Source organism: Streptococcus mutans, from assembly GCF_006739205.1.
GTDB classification, from domain to species: Bacteria; Bacillota; Bacilli; order Lactobacillales; family Streptococcaceae; genus Streptococcus; species Streptococcus mutans.
On the sequence record NZ_AP019720.1, the window covers coordinates 1956029 to 1973858 of the forward strand.

16 protein-coding genes and 2 pseudogenes are annotated in these 17830 nt (G+C 36.2%); 7 read left to right on the forward strand and 11 right to left on the reverse strand.

Translation table 11 applies throughout. The features are described from left to right. Nucleotides 1–47: 47 nt before the first annotated feature. The 4 genes from FNL60_RS10005 to hisS all read right to left on the reverse strand — a co-directional run bounded on the left by FNL60_RS10005 (nt 48) and on the right by hisS (nt 5165). Complete coding sequence (locus tag FNL60_RS10005) at nt 48–926, reverse strand: YitT family protein (RefSeq protein WP_002264212.1); 879 nt, start codon at nt 924–926, stop codon at nt 48–50. A 30-nt stretch (nt 927–956) separates the two neighbouring features. Beyond that, the gene (locus FNL60_RS10010; protein WP_002264213.1) at nt 957–1895 is read right to left on the reverse strand and encodes a YitT family protein; all 939 of its coding nucleotides are present in this window, start codon (nt 1893–1895) and stop codon (nt 957–959) included. Further along, the gene (aspS, locus tag FNL60_RS10015; RefSeq protein ID WP_002264214.1) at nt 1882–3651 is read right to left on the reverse strand and encodes an aspartate--tRNA ligase; all 1770 of its coding nucleotides are present in this window, start codon (nt 3649–3651) and stop codon (nt 1882–1884) included. The genes FNL60_RS10010 and aspS overlap by 14 nt, the downstream gene beginning before the upstream one ends. A gap of 224 nt (nt 3652–3875) precedes the next feature. Beyond that, nucleotides 3876–5165, reverse strand: a complete 1290-nt coding sequence (gene hisS, locus FNL60_RS10020; RefSeq protein ID WP_002267709.1) for a histidine--tRNA ligase — start codon at nt 5163–5165, stop codon at nt 3876–3878. A 292-nt stretch (nt 5166–5457) separates the two neighbouring features. Here hisS and FNL60_RS10025 point away from each other — a divergent pair, with 292 nt between their 5' ends. From FNL60_RS10025 to rpmG, 3 genes are all read left to right on the forward strand, one after another. After that, nucleotides 5458–7302, forward strand: coding sequence for an APC family permease (locus FNL60_RS10025; protein WP_002262410.1), 1845 nt, complete (start codon nt 5458–5460; stop codon nt 7300–7302). 128 nt (nt 7303–7430) lie between these two features. Further along, on the forward strand, nt 7431–7613 hold the full coding sequence (rpmF, locus tag FNL60_RS10030) for a 50S ribosomal protein L32 (RefSeq protein WP_002262411.1): 183 nt from the start codon (nt 7431–7433) through the stop codon (nt 7611–7613). A gap of 15 nt (nt 7614–7628) precedes the next feature. Further along, complete coding sequence (gene rpmG / locus FNL60_RS10035; RefSeq protein WP_002262412.1) at nt 7629–7778, forward strand: 50S ribosomal protein L33; 150 nt, start codon at nt 7629–7631, stop codon at nt 7776–7778. A 273-nt stretch (nt 7779–8051) separates the two neighbouring features. Here rpmG and FNL60_RS10045 read toward each other — a convergent pair whose 3' ends face one another. The 3 genes and pseudogenes from FNL60_RS10045 to FNL60_RS10055 all read right to left on the reverse strand — a co-directional run bounded on the left by FNL60_RS10045 (nt 8052) and on the right by FNL60_RS10055 (nt 9723). After that, nucleotides 8052–8309, reverse strand: coding sequence for a hypothetical protein (locus tag FNL60_RS10045; RefSeq protein WP_018110245.1), 258 nt, complete (start codon nt 8307–8309; stop codon nt 8052–8054). Nucleotides 8310–8330: 21 nt separating this feature from the next. Then, nucleotides 8331–8600 (reverse strand): hypothetical protein, encoded by a 270-nt coding sequence (locus tag FNL60_RS10050; RefSeq protein WP_002268696.1) that lies wholly within the window; start codon nt 8598–8600, stop codon nt 8331–8333. 25 nt (nt 8601–8625) lie between these two features. After that, nucleotides 8626–9723 (reverse strand): annotated as a pseudogene (locus tag FNL60_RS10055) (ArsR/SmtB family transcription factor). Nucleotides 9724–9817: 94 nt separating this feature from the next. Here FNL60_RS10055 and mdeA point away from each other — a divergent pair. Then, nucleotides 9818–11179, forward strand: coding sequence for a multidrug efflux MFS transporter MdeA (gene mdeA, locus FNL60_RS10060; RefSeq protein ID WP_002279878.1), 1362 nt, complete (start codon nt 9818–9820; stop codon nt 11177–11179). Nucleotides 11180–11302: 123 nt separating this feature from the next. On the opposite strand, the pseudogene FNL60_RS10530 reads toward mdeA, so the two are convergent. The 4 genes and pseudogenes from FNL60_RS10530 to FNL60_RS10080 all read right to left on the reverse strand — a co-directional run bounded on the left by FNL60_RS10530 (nt 11303) and on the right by FNL60_RS10080 (nt 14764). After that, nucleotides 11303–11697, reverse strand: a pseudogene (locus FNL60_RS10530) (hypothetical protein). Between the two features lie 198 nt (nt 11698–11895). Next, nucleotides 11896–13590: a glucan-binding protein GbpA gene (gene gbpA / locus FNL60_RS10070; protein WP_002279881.1), complete on the reverse strand. Its 1695-nt coding sequence runs from the start codon at nt 13588–13590 to the stop codon at nt 11896–11898. 164 nt (nt 13591–13754) lie between these two features. Continuing rightward, a complete protein-coding gene (locus FNL60_RS10075; RefSeq protein ID WP_002279882.1) occupies nt 13755–14291 on the reverse strand; it encodes a histidine phosphatase family protein in 537 nt (178 codons plus the stop codon). Nucleotides 14292–14389: 98 nt separating this feature from the next. After that, nucleotides 14390–14764 carry a MerR family transcriptional regulator gene (locus tag FNL60_RS10080; RefSeq protein ID WP_002262420.1) on the reverse strand — a complete coding sequence of 125 codons (375 nt, stop codon included), beginning with the start codon at nt 14762–14764 and terminating at the stop codon, nt 14390–14392. A gap of 78 nt (nt 14765–14842) precedes the next feature. Between FNL60_RS10080 and FNL60_RS10085 the strand changes: the two genes are divergently transcribed. The 3 genes from FNL60_RS10085 to FNL60_RS10095 all read left to right on the forward strand — a co-directional run bounded on the left by FNL60_RS10085 (nt 14843) and on the right by FNL60_RS10095 (nt 17830). Continuing rightward, entirely contained in the window at nt 14843–15598 is a 756-nt protein-coding gene (locus FNL60_RS10085) for an SDR family NAD(P)-dependent oxidoreductase (RefSeq protein WP_002279883.1), read from the forward strand. Between the two features lie 451 nt (nt 15599–16049). Continuing rightward, nucleotides 16050–17201 (forward strand): betaine/proline/choline family ABC transporter ATP-binding protein, encoded by a 1152-nt coding sequence (locus FNL60_RS10090; protein ID WP_002279884.1) that lies wholly within the window; start codon nt 16050–16052, stop codon nt 17199–17201. Then, nucleotides 17198–17830 (forward strand): ABC transporter permease, encoded by a 633-nt coding sequence (locus FNL60_RS10095; RefSeq protein WP_002262423.1) that lies wholly within the window; start codon nt 17198–17200, stop codon nt 17828–17830. The genes FNL60_RS10090 and FNL60_RS10095 overlap by 4 nt, the downstream gene beginning before the upstream one ends.

Below are 17830 nucleotides of genomic sequence, written 5' to 3' on the forward strand. Positions count from 1 at the left end.
GCATTATAATAAGCTGTTGGAATATATATTCCAACAGCTTATTTTTTCTATTTATAGGCTAGTTTGCGTTCACGCTTACTAACAATAAAGTCAGGACTAATAATTTCTTCAACATTTAAAATCGAAATGAAGGCATCTGGATCAAGTTTTTCCATCATTTCCTTTAATAACCTAACATCTGTAGGATTTAAAGCAACATATAGAACATTTTTTTCTTTACCTGAATAAGCACCTTGACCTTTTAAATAAGTAGCGCCTCGATTGAGTTCTTCAAGAATGGCTTCAGCCACTTCTTCATGCTTATCAGTAATGATCAAGACTCCTCGAACAGAATAGCCACCATTTTGGACTAAAATAACCACTTGACTGAACATAAAGCTAGCAATCAGAGCATACATCATTTGAGGAATGGAGACATAAGTCAAAGATAAGAGCATAACAAAAATATCAAAAATTAATAAAGCCTGACCCAATTGAATACCATACTTATCCTCCATAACACGAGCAATAATATCTGAACCGCCGGTAGTCCCCCCATAACGAAAAACAATTCCATTACCAATACCTGCACAGATACCAGCCACTAAAGCGACGACTAGATAATCATGCTGTAAATCAATATAAAGAGGGATTTTTTGAAAGATATAGACAAAAAAATACATCAACGTTGTTCCATAAATGGTGTAAACCATCATTTTGCGACCAAAAAAATAAATTCCAAACAACAGTAAAGGCAAGTTAAATAGATAGCCAGTATAAGTTGGATTGATACCAAAGAGGGCATGAAAAACTAAAGTTAAACCGGCCATACCTCCCTCAGCAATATGATTTGTCATATTAAAATTGACAAAACCAAAAGCATAAATGGCTACACCTAAGGCAATAAAAATAAAATTTTTTAGACGAAGAGTATAATCTATTTTCATTGTATCTCCTTAAATTATCGACATTAATATTTAATCTTCTTCAACAAAACGGCCAATAATATTAACATTATCTGCTACAGAAACAAAAGCATTTTTATCAGTCTTCTTCATAATATATTTGAAGTCATTAAATTCAGCACGTGTGATAATAGTAACAAGAATAGCTTTATGTTCATGATTGTAAGTTCCTTCAGCATCATTGATAATGGTAACACCACGGTGTAATTTATGATGAATCATCCGAATAACTCGATCAGGCCTGCTAGTGACAATCATTGCCTGCATTTTCTTTTGTTTAACAAAAACAGCATCAGTCATCTGACTGGATACAAAAATGGTCACCATAGAATAAAGAGCATACTGCCAACCAAAAGTCATTCCTGCAATTATCATAATCAAAATATTGACAATCAGAGAAACTGTACCAACTTTACGGCCTGTTTTCTTACGAACCAAAAGACTGATAATATCAGTACCACCACTAGACACATTATTGCGAAGGGCAAAACCTATTCCCGTTCCCATAACCAAACCACCAAAAATGGCATTCATCATCGGATCGGGTGTTAAGGTCATTTGAGGAATGAACTGAATAAAGAGAGAGCTCAAAGTTACTGTAATAAAAGTAAAAACAGTAAATTTATGACCAATCATATACCAAGCTATAATCAAAAGGGGTATATTGATAGCATAAAAAGTTACTGAAACAGGAATAGCCAATCCAAAATACTTAACAGACAGAGTCGAGACAATCTGAGCTAAACCTGTGGCACCACTGGCATAGACATTCCCAGGCTGAAAGAAAAAATTAACAGCAATAGATGACAACAAAGCATAAATAATAGAGCCAGAAATACGCTCGCCATATTTCTCTCTTGAAATAGAGGACAGGACATTAATGACCTGATAGCGTTTCGCTAAATTCTTTATACGATGCTTAAAAATGAGGGTAAATTTATTCTTGTTCATTGTTCTTTACTGCATTCTTGTTTACTTGCAAATAAAGCTCATCAAGTTGTTTATCAGAAACTAAACTTGGGGCTTGTGTCATTGGATCTGAAGCTTTATTATTCTTAGGAAAGGCAATCACTTCACGAATATTCTCTTTTCCTGCTAAAAGCATAACAAATCGATCCAATCCAAGCGCTAGTCCTCCATGAGGCGGAAAACCATAATCCATAGCTTCCAGTAAAAAGCCAAATTGTTTTTGAGCGCTTTCTTTTGTAAATCCAAGCGCCTTGAACATACGTTCTTGTGTCTCTCTCTGATTGATACGAAGACTACCCCCGCCAAGCTCATAACCATTAAGAACAATGTCATATGCAACAGCACGAACCTTGCTGAGATCACCTTCAAGTTCAGCAACCGTATCTTCTTGCGGTAAAGTGAAAGGATGGTGAGCACTTGTATAGCGATTTTCTTCCTCAGACCATTCAAACATTGGCCAATCCACAACCCATAAGAAATTAAATTTCGAATGGTCTATAAGGTTTAGTTCTTTTGCCAAGTGGTTACGCAGAGCACCAAGACTACCATTTGCTATTTCAAGATCATCTGCTACAAAAAACACTAAATCATTTGCTTCAAGCTGTAAACGTTCTATCAACTCATCTTCAATAGTTGTCAAAAACTTAGCAATAGGACCACCTATTTTGCCATCATTATATTTAACCCAAGCAAGACCCTTTGCACCAAATGGCTTTACAATATCTGTCAACTTATCAATTGCTTTGCGAGAATAGCTATTTGCAGCATTTTTAGCAACAATAGCTTTTACAGCAGGAGCCTGTGAGAATACTTTGAAATCAATATTCTTTACAAGATCTGTCAAGTCCTGTAAAGTCATTTCAAAGCGAGTATCCGGTTTATCAGAACCATAATTGTTCATTGCTGTATCATAAGATATTTGGGGAAGTGGTAATTGCAACTCTATGCCCTTGACTTCCTTCATGACACATGCAATCAATCTTTCTGTGATTTCTTGAATTTCTTGTTCAGATAAAAAGGAAGTTTCCAAATCAACTTGTGTAAATTCAGGTTGACGGTCTCCACGTAAGTCTTCATCACGAAAACATTTGACAATTTGGTAATAACGATCAAAACCTGCATTCATTAAAAGCTGTTTGGTAATCTGCGGACTTTGAGGAAGAGCATAAAAATGCCCTCGACTCATACGGCTTGGTACTAAATAATCACGTGCTCCTTCTGGTGTTGACTTGGCAAGCATAGGTGTCTCAACATCTATGAAATCCAAATCATCCAGATAATTGCGGATAACATGTGTGACCTTAGCACGTAACTTAAAATTTTTCAGCATTTCTGGACGACGAAGATCGAGGTAACGATAACGCAAACGTGTGTCATCATTGACCTCAATTTTATCCTTAATTTCAAAGGGCGGTGTTTGTGAAGCATTTAAAATCGTTAACTGCGTCACCTGCATTTCGACGCAACCCGTTGGTAAATTATCATTAGCTTGATCACGCTCCACAATCATCCCTGTCACTTCGATAACATACTCACTCCGCAAGCTTTCAGCACTTTTAACAACAGTATTACTGGCAGTTTTAGGATTAATGACTAGTTGCACAATGCCTTCGCGATCGCGCAAATCAATAAAAATAAGACCTCCTAAATCACGCCGGCGAGCCACCCAGCCTTTAAGGGTTAACTCTTGTCCGATGTGTTCTGAACGCACAGCACCAGCATACATAGAACGTTTCATAATAACTCCCTTTCTCTAACTTTATTTCCCTATCTATTTTAGCACAAAAACCGTTAAATAAAAGTGGCTTCACTGAAAAATAGTAAGCATAATTAAAGGATTTCAAGCTTTTTAACCAGCTAAAATAAAAACTCTTAAAAATACTGACACAACAGCAAGTTTAAGAGTTTATCAACATTATATTTCCAGCCTTAGCTGCCTTTTTAAGGTTAAGCAGGATTGCTCTATGGTCTGTCTGAACCTAATTGTTTAAAAACACTAGCAAAATCTGTTTTAATTTCCTCAAAACTAACAGCAATTTCTTGTCGTGTGAAGTTATTTTTAACTGCAACTTGTCCAGTTTCAACTTCACTCTCACCTAAAGTCATGATCAATTTCGTTTTAAAAACATCTGCCGATTTAAATTGTGCTTTAATTTTACGACCAAGATAATCACGTTCTGCCGAAAAACCTTGTTTACGAATAGCTTGAATAAGTTCTAAAGCCGTACTATTAGCAGCTGCACCAAGTACAGCTATATAGACATCTAAACTGTTATCTACTGGCAGATTAATCTTTTGTTTGTCAATAACCAATAAAAGTCGCTCCAAACCAAGACCAAATCCGAATCCAGCTGTCGCAGGACCACCAAAGTATTCGACAAGACTGTCATACCGACCGCCAGCGCAAAGCGTTAATTCACTTTTATCAACTTGAGTAATAAATTCAAAAATCGTGTGGTTATAATAGTCAAGACCACGAACCATATTGGTATCAATAACATAAGGAATGTCAAGTACCTCTAACATATCACGTACACCCTGAAAATGCGCTTGTGAGTCATCATCCAAATAATCTAAGATAGACGGTGCATTTTCAACAGCTTCTTTATCTTCTTTTTCTTTAGAATCTAGTACCCGCAAGGGATTTTCTTCTAAGCGGCGCTGTGAATCTTTGGACAGTTTGTCTTTCATAGGGATCAGATAATCAATCAAAGCCTGACGATAAGCCTTGCGACTCTCTTTATTTCCTAAACTATTAAGGTGCAAAGTGACATCTTTGATACCTAGCTCGTTGAAAAGCTGATAAGCCATGGCAATGGTTTCTGCATCAATGGCAGGATTGTTAGAGCCAAAACATTCAACTCCTAACTGATGAAATTCACGTAAGCGTCCTGCCTGAGGCCGCTCATAGCGAAACATGGAACCAATATAAAAAACTTTAACAGGTTTTTGTACCTCGGGCGCAAAAAGTTTGTTTTCCACATAAGAACGAACAACAGGAGCTGTTCCTTCTGGGCGTAGTGTGATGTGACGATCTCCCTTATCATGGAAATCATACATTTCCTTTGTTACAATATCTGTCGTATCACCAACAGAACGACTAATGACCTCATAGTGTTCAAACATGGGCGTTCTAATTTCACCGTAATGATATTTTTTAAAAGTTTTACGCGCAATGTTTTCGACATACTGCCATTTAACTGTCTCTTGAGGCAGAATATCTTGTGTTCCTTTTGGTTTTTGTAATGTCATATTATGATATAAAAAGGCATTTAACAGTCAAAGCAAAGGTGTCATTACAATAATATATCTTTAATATACAAAATAATGAATCCTTTTGCACAGACTTCAAGCCAAATTTGAATCCTTTCTTATATTCCTTACTTCTATTTCTGTTCTATTTTACCACAAAAACAACAGAGCAGACAGCCAAAATGCTTTACTTTCTTTTTTATAAAATGTCTATTAAAAATAAATTAATGTATTGATTTTCCTTAGAAATAGAGCTATAATGCCTTATTGATAAAATTTCAGGAGGAAAAAAGTGTTTAAAACTTTAAAAACTTTACTATTAGGGGAACCCTTAAAATCTGAATTAGAAGGAGATAGCCATGCATTAACAAAATTGCAAGCATTGGCTATGTTGTCAAGCGATGCTTTATCATCTATCGCTTACGGACCCGAGCAAGTTATTTTAGTTTTGATAGCTTTATCAGAAGGAGCTATTTGGTGGTCTTTGCCAATTGGCATTGGAGTACTCGTTTTATTGATTAGTTTAACAATTTCTTACAGTCAGATTATTCACGCCTACCCTAATGGCGGTGGTGCTTACATGGTATCATCAGACAATCTGTCTCCTTCTATGGGGCTCTTAGCAGGCGGGAGTCTGCTGATTGATTATATGCTGACAGTTGCCGTGTCAGTCTCATCTGGAGCAGATGCTATCACGTCAGCCTTCCCAGCATTTAAAGATAGCAATCTTGAAATTTCAATTGTTTTGGTTCTTATTTTAATGCTTATGAATCTACGCGGTCTGCGTGAATCAGCTACGGCACTTTTTGTCCCTGTTTATTTTTTCATTATATCCATTCTCTTTTTACTAATCTGTGGACTTTTCCAAATCGTTACTGGAAATCTCACTTACACCGCAACAGCTCATATTGGACAGCCCATATCAGGCCTGACTTTAGTCTTGCTGCTGCGTGCTTTTACTAGCGGTTCTGCTTCTTTGACCGGAGTTGAAGCCATTTCAAACGCCGTCCCTTTTTTTAAAAAACCAAAAGCAAAAAATGCGGTTAAAACGTTAACCATGATGTCTGCTATTCTCGGAGCTATGTTTATCGGAATCACTTTTCTCAACTATTGGCTCGGTATTATCCCCAATCATAACGTAACTATCTTAGCACAAATAGCTCAGAAAGTTTTCGGCCACAGCTTCATCGGACAAGTATTCTTTTATCTTTTCCAAATTGCAACAGCCCTTATCTTAGCAGTCGCTGCTAATACTGGATTTTCAGCTTTTCCGATTCTTTCTTATAATATGGCAAAGAACAAATACATGCCTCATCTTTATTTGGAAAAGGGAGCTCGTCTAGGGTATTCTAATGGTATTTTAACATTAGCTATTGGTGCTATTTGCTTACTCTTTATTTTTAACGGTTCCACTGAACGTCTGATACCGCTTTATACTATCGGTGTTTTTATCCCCTTTGCATTAGCACAGACAGGAATGATCATTTATTGGAAAAACCTTAAAGAAAAAAACTTTTTCAAACAGGCTTTGGCAAATGTCGTTGGTGCCATCATTTGCTATGCTATTATTTTGATTCTCTTGATCTTCCGTCTGCATGATATTTGGCCTTTCTTCCCGATTATTGCTATTTTAATTGCCATGTTCCACAAAATAAAAAGCCACTACAATAGTGTCGCAGAGCAGCTGCGTATTACTGATAAAAATAAAGCCGTCTGCTATTCTGACAATAAAGTCCTTGTACTCGTCGGCAATATGACACAGGCTACTATTGGAGCTGTTAATTATGCACATTCCCTCAGTAAAGATGTTATCGCTTTGCATGTCTCAACAACAGAAACACTTAGCAAAGATCATGAAGTTGAAGAAGAGTTTAAACAGTTTTTCCCAAATATCACCTTTGTCAATGTTTACTCTGATTACCGTGATATCATTAAGCCAACAGTTAATTATGTTAATGCAGCCAGTCAGAAAGCAAAAGCTCATAACAGCACTCTAACCGTACTAATACCACAATTCGTTCCGCGTAAGCCTTGGCAAACTCTGCTGCATAATCAAATGAATCTCCGTCTCAAATATTATCTCAGATGGAACCAAGATATCATCATTTCCAGCTATTCCTTCCATCTTAAGAAATAAAAAATCTGTCAAGTAACTTTACTTTACAAGAATCTTTTGATATACTATTAAAGTTGACGCAAGTCATATTAACCCAAAAAATGAATACGGGCTAAAAAGCCCTTTATATCTTACGGAGGAAAGAAAAAATGGCAGTACCTGCACGTCGCACTTCAAAAGCGAAAAAAAACAAACGTCGCACACACTATAATTTGACAGCTCCAACTGTGAAATTTGACGAAACTACCGGGGATTACTCACGTTCTCACCGCGTATCCCTCAAAGGATACTATAAAGGACGTAAAATCGCCAAAGCTAACGCTGCGAAATAACAGAAGGGAGATACCATGCGCGTAAATATTACACTTGAACATAAAGAATCTGGTGAACGCTTGTACCTTACTTCAAAAAACAAACGCAACACTCCAGACCGTCTTCAATTAAAAAAATACTCACCAAAATTGCGTAAACACGTGATTTTTACTGAAGTTAAATAAGGATTCAATACATTTCAGCACATGCTGAAGACTTTGGTTTTATGCGATTTTTGAAAGATGAGCTTTCAGTATCAGTAAGATTGCAGGAAAAGTCGATTGAAGCTCTACCTTTTAGAACAAAAATTGAAATTGAAATTGAATCGGATAATCAAATAAAAACGCTCTAGTCAACCATAAAAACTAGAGCGTCTTTTATTGATTAAAAATCAAAAAATTGGCACAACACAATACTTCCACAATAAATCATAAATTTAAATAAAAATTGATAGAGATTTACTTATAAAAATCCTTCATTAAATTATTTAAGTCAATTTTTAAAACAATCTGCCTATTTTGAGTTAATTGACATTTTCTCTCATGGATTAGTTTTTCTAATATCTTTTCTCCTGATGCTCCGCCAACATGAAACTTTCTTTCGGAAAAATCTAAACATAATTTTATATTGGGACTCAGTTGACATCCCAGCCATTGCTGCATAGCATTAATCCCTGCTTGCGTCAAAGAGCAGTTGATAGAAGATTCTTGTTTCATTAATTTATTTGAATAAACTACTCAAATATTGTAACCCCTACTTTTCCTGCTAAATGGCAAACATGTCCGTGATTTGCCAAGCTTAATTGCTTGAGGATACCTAGACAGTTTTTCAATGACTAGTCTTCCTTGCTCTTTGATGGGGGCATTATTATTTAATTCATAATAAATTCGTCCGTAAAAGTTAAATAAGACTATTTCAGGACTAGCTTTTAAAAAAACAATCTCACTTTGAGTGAGAAAACGATTAGCTGATAAAACTGAGATAATTTGTGACGTTGATATAGTCATTCACCACTTTTTAATGACTAAAACCTCAATTTTTAAAGAAATGGTAGAAATTTGGCATAAGTTGTGTAATGAGCTGTGTTGGCTCATAAAGAACGAATTTTTTAGCTTTTGTTGTTGTTAATAAATTAGCCTCCTTTAAAATTTGCAGATGTCTGGATACACTGGAATTACTCATCACTAAAATTTAAGCCAAAGATTGTGTTGTACTTGGTTTATCAATAACATAATTCATAATTTGTAAACGAACAGGGTCACTTAAAGCTTTAAAAATGGTAATCAAATTTTCCGGTGTAGCGTTATAGTAACTTGGCTGCTCTGTAATATCATAGGTAACAGCAATTCCTTGGTTGAAAGATTCAACAAACAGATGAGGCCAAATAAAATAACTTGGTAATAACATAATAGAATCACTATCCTTTAACTGAATATCTTTATTAAACGGCTTAATAATGACTAGTCTGTCCTTTCGCCAATGAATGCGGTCAATTTGCAGATGGTTAAACATCGCTTTAAAACCACTTTCCCTTAAAAAGGAAGCTTGATGCTGGATTTCTGTTAAAAGTTTTCGTTGAATATCTTTGCTTTTCCAAGTTTCATCAAATATTTCTTGTCGGTACCAATCAACAAAAGAAAAAAGATGTTGATAAACACTAGAGGCATCCTTCCTCAAGTCACTAAGTAACTGATTATCCTTATTCAAAGAAAAATTCTTCCATTCTAATCCCCTTGCTAATGTCGGAATAAAGGAATTTTCTCGATCACTTATCACTTTTTCCAGATGCTCAATTAACTGAGCAGTAGATAACTCATCAAGAAATTTCTTTAGATTTTGTATCTCTTCTTCAATCGTTGTCGCATGATAACGAAAATCGCAAAGCAAAATAGGAGAAACACCAAGTTCATAAAAGAGTTGAAAGTAATGAAGATTTTCATAAAATTCCTTAGTAAGTTTATTTTGTATCCTAATCACCCAGTCAATATTAGTTCCATGATGACGTGGATTTAATAAGACATGTAAACTTCTAAACAGTTCATTTAAAGGAGAATATACAAATTGTATTCTTTGTGTCAACGTTTCATCTGTTTTCAGAGCATAATTGCTAAATTGAATGGTAATCGCCAAATGTTATCCCTCCAAACGATTCGATATTTTTAAGATTGATTGATTATTGATTTCCTTCATTGTATCATAATCTGAGATGAAAGAAGGGATAAAAATGACGAAACGTTTACAAGATTTTTTTATAACAGTTATCGCAGGTATGGGAATGTTATTATCCACCCTTGATACAGGTATTATCAATGTTGCATTATCCTTTTTGAGGGGACAATTTCAAACCACAACTAACATTGCCTCTTTTACAATAACTGGATATACTTTAGCATTAGCCATCTCTATCTTACCTTTAGGAGTATTAAGCGATAAATTTGGAAAGTTAAAGATTTCCTACTTAGGATTTGTACTTTTTGGACTGAGCTCCTTATTTTGTGGATTTGCTAATAGTATTGGCTGGCTCATTACTGGCCGGATTATTCAAGGAATGGGAGCGGCGGCTTTGCAAGCTACTTCAGCAGCTCTGATTACCACTTTAGTTTCCGAAGACCGCAAAAACAGTGCTATTAGTATTTTAGGAGTTATGATTGGCTTAGGACCTGTCCTCGGTCCTTCCTTAGGAGGCATACTACTTTCTTTAAATCTCTGGCGCTTTATTTTCTGGATTAATGTTCCCTTTGCTCTTATTGTCATCATTTGTAATCACTATCTCCTTACTAAAGTCTCCGAACAAACTAGTGAGTGGACATTAGATTCTCTTGGAACAGTTCTCAATGCTTCTATGTTGGTTTGTCTTCTCTTAGGACTATCCTTACTCAGTAAGCCTCACCTATTAGGTATCAGTCTTATTTTGATCATCATTAGTTTCTTGATCGGGATTTGGTTTTACCGTCTTGAATGCAGCAAAGAGAGTGCTCTTGTCAATGTCAAGGGGCTGAGCGAGAATCCTCGAGTACTTTCTTATCTTTTTCAAACGGTCGCTTTTGGTTTTGCCTCTGCAATGATATTCTTACTTCCACCCTTCATTTTTGAACAATTATATCATTTAGGAGTGGGGCAGACAGGCTTTCTTGTACTAGGAGCACCTGCAGGTCTGGTTCTTTTTTCAAGAATATCTGGTAAAATCAATGATGGCAGTAAAAATAAATCATTTAGCCATATTGGTTTGGGTATCATTATTTTATCCTTAATTTTCCTCCTACTTCTCACGCCTAGCTGGCCCTATTTATTCTTAACTTTAGGATTATTTATTTATGGTATTGGCGGAGGATACTTTCAGCCCGCTAATATGGCTAGTATTATGCTAGCTAGTCCTATGAAAATGCAAGGTAGCACAGGAGCATTGCAACGAATGGTACAAAACATTGCTATTTCAGCTGGTTCAGCCATTGGATCAACTTGCTTAAACCTTTGGTCAAATAATCTATTATTGGCTACCCGAATTGGCTGGGGAATTACAATCGTTCTAGTTATTCTCAGTTTAAAAGAACTAACACCATTTAAAATGACTAATAAAACAAAATAAAAAGGACTTCAGCTGAATTTATGCTGAAATCCTTTTTTAAAATTATTCTTTTTCAATGATACTTTTATACGATCTAAAAGATTATCTAAAAGTGTTTCTGACATATCTTCTTTTCACTAATCATTATTTCAATCCTTTAAATCTATCCAATTTGATTTGCTTAATCTCAATTCCTTTATTCTCAACAAGAAACTTTTTCATCGCCTCAACATCATTAGGCTGACCAGCCAAAAGATAGGTGGCTTTGTTGCCATATCTATCTATTGCTTTCTTCAACTTTTCTTTACTTTGGGAAAGGCTATTGCTTCTATCATAGTTCAGTTTACCGTTTTTTTTTAAGCTATTTGAGACAATTCTTTATCAAAAACCAAGACACCTTTGTCCAAGTGGCTGAGAACAATGGAACGTTTACCAGCCCACTCTTTGACAATAGGCTGCATGGCTGCAATACCGACAAATGAAGGAACTTCGAAGGCAATCTTTTTTTGATTGTTAAATAAGGTGCCATACGATGACATACAATAAAAAATTAAGAAACTCATGGAATATTAAAAAGAGTTAGATTTTCCCATTAATTGATAACAGTCTAACGCTTGGTGTATTCACCGTTTTCTAATAAACGCTTTATTGACGATTTATAAATATATAAGTTTTAAGGCGAAAAAACGAACAGAGTATGAAACCTGCTCGTTTTTGTATGCCATTGGGATTTACGACTAGTTACTATTAATAACCTCACCGCTGTCTTTGTCAAAAGTATATTCTTTACCATCGATAGTGATGGTTTGTCCTTTAATTTGACGGCCCTTTGTCTTTTCATCTTGGCTAAAGTAGTAGCGCTTACCGTCGATAGTTTGCCAGCCTGATACACGTTTGCCATCGCTTCCATAATAATACCAAATATTACTGTAGTCGTATTTTCTGACAAATCTATTCGTTACGAATTGACCTTGAGTATCAAAAAAGTAACCATCACCATCAATCTCTGCAAAACCGTCATCAGGCACAGAACCACCAATTTGACTATACTCTGACTTTGCTTTTATGCTGTGATCATCCTTAAAGTAATAAGTTTTACCATCAATAATCTGCCAACCAGTTAGATCTTTGCGGCTGCCGTCCGCTCCAAAATAATAAGTTTTAGGGAAACGAGCCTCAACTGTACTGATACGCTCGGCAGGTGTTGTGCCAAAACGATTCTTAACAACTTGTCCACTGTCTTCATCTAAATAATAGACCTTGCCATCACGCTCAGCAATGTCGCCTTTAACCTGAATACCACTGGAAGGTTCGAAATAGTAATCCATACCATCGATCTTTTGCCAGTCGGTCACGCCGATACCATCGGCTCCCATATAGAACCAGTCTGTCGTAGAGACGTATCCTGCAAAGTTGTAGAAATAATACTTTGCATTGACAAAACGATTAGTCCAAGCTTCACCGGTGTCAGGATCTAGGAAAGATTTCTTGCCATACTTCTGGCTAATTAGATTATAATTGCCATCTGTACTAATTAGCTTTCCTTTGACTTGAACACCATTAGTGTCAAAATAGTATTTTTTGCCGCCAATAGTTCTCCAGCCGATAGCAGCCTTTCCATCTTCTCCAAGATAGAACCAGCCTTCATGTTTAATATTTTCATAATGGAGGGGATCTGCATAACTAGAATAGACAAAACGATCCTTCCAGAGTTCACCACTATCAGGATCAAAGTAGTAAATCTTATTGACTTCCAAAACTGAAGGTGAATCACTTATGAAAACAGGATGATAAATGATTTGATCCCCTGTCTCCACATGAATTTCTCCTTTGACCTGACTACCATCTTGGTTGAAATAGAGCTGCTTTCCATCAATTGTCTGCCAACCAGTTGCCAGCTGTCCATCGGCCTTTTTGTAGTACCATTTACCATCTTTTTCAAAGAAACTATTGGTCGGGGCAGCGTTATTATTTTCTGCAGCAGTCGCTGGCTCGGTTTTAGCCGTTTCCTGCTGGGCAGCATTTTCTGATGGAGCATTTTGCACTGACTGAGCTTCTCCAGAAACGGCTGTCGCTTTTTCTGCTGGATGGTGCTCTCCAGAGTTTGTTTGGTTTGTTACTGCTTCAGTTTGGCTGGCTCTGCCTCCATCGGATACTTCAGCTGCCTCTGCTGTTTCAGAACTTTTAACAGCGTTAGCACTGTTATTTTCTACAGATGAATCAGCTGCTGGAGCTTCTGTAATTGGTTGTTCTGAGCTTTCCTGTACAGTTGCTGTCAGTCTTGGCTTACTGTCAGTACCGCCGCCGGATTGTTCCTCAGCCTGAGTCAAGTGAGCTCCTGACAATATCGCAGCTAGAGCTAGACTAGTCACGGCAATCGCCACCCACTGCTTTTTAACCTTGTGCAGTTTAAAACGTGTCTTTTCTTTCATCATTTTACCTCCTTAAAAAATAGTAATCAACATGACACTTCCACTATAACATTTTTAAAATTAATGTAAATACTAAACTAAAGATAGTTTTTAATACCTACAATATTTCAACTTATAGCCGGATTGCCGCAAAAGCATGATGCATCTATTCCTAAATTAATAAACTAACAGTCTTTTTTTACTTCTATTACTCGCAAATTGTCAAAATTGAAGCCATTATCTTTTACAATGAACCCTCTCTTTTTCAATTCTTTTAATAGAGTTATCATAAAAAAACCATGAGTGATAAGGATAGCATTTTCGCCCTTATAAATTAAATCATCACAAAACTTTTCTGCTCTTTCCTTGCTGGCTTTGATTCCTTCTTGTTTACTAGAATTAAAGAGCCACTGCAATCTACCTAGAATATTCCAAAAGATCAAGGGCAGCTTTATCTTAGAAGAAAAGGCTGCTTTTAAAGGAACTTCATTGAGCCTTTTATCTATCTGATAAGACTGCAAGGGAAACAGTTGCTGAGCTGTTTGCTTGGTTCGGATAAGTTCACTGGTATATATATTAGAGACGGGCAACTCTAAGGAACCTTGAAAAGCAACAATATCTGCTCCATCATATTTTTTACAGGCTTGATTAAATTCATCCGAAGTACACTTTTTAGGCCACCGCATATTAACTTTTGCATGGCGAATGATATAGAATTTCATAGCATTATATCCTTACACTTTATTTGCGATGTATTATAACATACAAACTTTTTAAACTGCGATGTATTGAAAACTTATGAACTCAAACCGATTATGTATCAATTTAAGTCTTTTTTCAAAGTTAACTTCTCTTGATAAAAATGTATCTTTTCAATTAATTTTTCTCTGTTGTCCAATAAATCAGCAATATTATTGTCTAAAACCTGCAAATGATGCTCTAAAAGGATTAGTCTCTCCAAATAAGTACTTTCCCCTTTTTCTCGAAGATCTGAATAATGTTTTATTTCTTTTATGGGCATACCAACAGCTTTCAAGCGTAAGATGAAGAGCAGCCATTGATAATCACTTTCATTGTAATACCTCCTATTGCTGCCATCTCTTTGCGGTCTCAATAAGCCTTCATTTTCATAGTACCTCAGAGTATGAACGCTAAGACGCGTTAATTTTGAAAATTTTCCAATGGAATAATGCATAATTTCTCCTTTAAGCTTGACCTCTAGTTCGCTCTAGATGTTATAGTCATTATATCTTAAAAGGAGGTATTTGAACATATGATGTATTCAAAAAATTACGTTTGTATTACTGGAGCGAGTTCTGGTATCGGCTTAGAAACTGCAAAAGCATTTGCAAGTTTAGAAAACAATCTTATTCTAGTCGCCAGACGTCAGGAGCGATTAGAGAAACTCAAAGAGGAGCTTCTTCTCAGTTTCCCAAAGCTGGATATTGTTGTCAAATCAGTCGACCTTTCTATTTCCGAGAATGCCTTTAAACTTTATCAGGAATTAAAATCGTATCAGATCTTAACTTGGATTAATAATGCTGGTTTTGGTAATTATGATAGTGTGGATCATCAAAACCTTGATAAAATCACTAAAATGCTTCATCTCAATATCGAGTCCTTGACTATTTTATCCAGTCTTTATGTAAAGGACTATAAAAATGTAGAAGGTACTCAGTTGATTAATCTTTCTTCTAGAGGCGGTTATATGTTAGTCAAAAATGCTGTAACTTACTGTGCCAGTGAATTCTACGTCAGTGCCTTCACAGAAGGACTGGCTCTGGAATTGGCAGCCAATCACTGTCCTTTAAAAGCCAAAGTTTTGGCTCCTGCTGCAACAAAAAGCGAATTTGGACAGGTTGCTGCTGATACAGATAGTTATGATTATGACAAGTATTTTACCACCTATCATACTAGTAAAGAAATGGCTGATTTTCTAATCGAATTATACTATAGTGATAAAATTGTTGGATTAGTAGACATCAATGATTTCGACTTTAAATTGAGTGAGCCGCTGTTTAAACACTGATTCTTTTTTCAGCAACTGCATTTGATGCGGATAGTCTAAAATAAGCCTACACTTACCTTGCTTGACAGTGTCTATGAAAACAAAAATTACCCTCATTAGGATCCGAGATAACATCTTAGTGAGGCTTTATTCTTGATAATTTACTGTTGTTTTATCAAAGCAATCTGTTCAAGGAAAAGTCCTTTTAAGTCTGCCGTAAGAAAAAGTCGGACAGCCTTTTCCTGATTATACGTTATTGACTTCACCTTGCCTACTATAGTACTTCTGCGACTCATTGCATTGAATACAATAATTGCCTTTTTGTACACTTTCTAGGTGTCTGTTGTTTGATAAGATTACGATTGTCTTATTTTTGTAATATAAACTTGATATACTATTAAGCAATAGAGAATTTTCTAAGTTTTATATATTATTTAGATTAAAATAGACTTGAATGCTTGAGGAGGAAAGTATGGATAAAGATCCAGTTATTGAATTTAAAGAGGTTAACAAAATTTATGGAGATAATGTTGCTGTTAAGCATATCAATTTAAAAATTATGGCAGGTGAATTTGTCTGCTTGATTGGTACCAGCGGATCCGGTAAAACAACAATTCTACGCATGATTAACCGTATGTTAAAACCAAGCAATGGGAAAATTTTTATCAAGGGGGAAGAAATTTCTGATCTCAACCCTGTTCAACTCAGGCGCAAGATTGGTTATGTTATTCAAAATATCGGTCTCATGCCACATATGACAATTTATGAGAATATTACTCTGGTTCCGAAATTATTAAAATGGTCAGAAGATAAGAAAAAAGCTAAAGCCAAAGAACTTATAAAGCTTGTTGAATTGCCTGAAGATTTCTTGGATCGCTACCCTTACGAATTGTCAGGCGGGCAACAACAGCGTATTGGTGTTGTCAGAGCTCTAGCTGCTGATCAAGACATTATTTTGATGGATGAACCTTTTGGTGCTTTGGATCCTATCACCCGCGAAGGGCTTCAAGATTTGGTGAAATCTTTACAAGAAAAAACAGGAAAAACGATTGTCTTGGTCACTCATGATATAGACGAAGCCCTAAAGCTAGCAACCAAGATTGTCGTTATGGATAAAGGTCATATGGTTCAACAAGCCAATCCGACCGAATTGTTACGCCACCCCGCAACCGCATTTGTTAAAAAGATGATTGGTGAAGACCGACTCATTCAAGCACGCGCTGATGTAACGCCGGTTAAAAACATCATGCTAAAAGACCCCGTTTCCATTGCACCTGATAAATCTCTCAATGATGCTATCTCACTCATGCGTCAAAAACGTGTTGACTCTCTTTTAGTTACAGATAAGGATAATAAACTACTCGGCATGATTGATGTTGAATCCTTAAATAATAACTACAAACAAAACCTTGTTGTTGCCGATATCTTAAATAAAATCAGTTTCTACTTGGAAGAAGATCAACTGCTGCGCGACACAGCCCATCGTATCTTAAAACGCGGACTTAAATATGTACCGGTTATTGATAAAGAATGGCATTTAAAGGGAATCGTGACGCGATCATCTCTGGTAGATATGCTTTATGATATTATTTGGGGCAATCAAGATACGGAGGAAACATTATGAGCGAATTTCTAGCACAATATGGTGGTGAGCTGCTCATAAAAACATGGGAGCAAATTTATATCTCCGCCATTGCACTTTGTCTTGGAATCATTGTTGCTGTTCCAATAGGAGTGGCTTTGACAAGATTTCCTAAATTAGCAAAAATTTTCATTGGTATCGCCAGTATCTTGCAGACAATTCCCAGTTTGGCTCTGTTAGCTATCATGATTCCCTTTTTTGGCATCGGAAGAACCCCAGCCATTATTGCTTTGTTTGTTTATTCTTTATTGCCAATCATGAGAAATACCTATATCGGAATGAACAATGTGGATCCTATCTTAAAAGACAGTGCCAAGGGAATGGGAATGAAACCAATCCAATCTATTTTTCAAGTTGAGCTTCCTTTGGCAGTTCCTGTCATTATGACAGGGATTAGATTATCAGCTATCTATGTCATTGCTTGGGCAACTTTAGCCTCTTATATTGGAGCAGGCGGGCTTGGAGACTTGATTTTCAGCGGCTTAAGTCTGTTCCAACCGTCTCTTATTATCGGTGGAACAATTCCAGTTATCCTCCTTTCTCTCATCGTTGACTATCTTCTAGGACGCCTTGAAAATTATTTAACACCACGACAAAAGAGGAGTTTATAA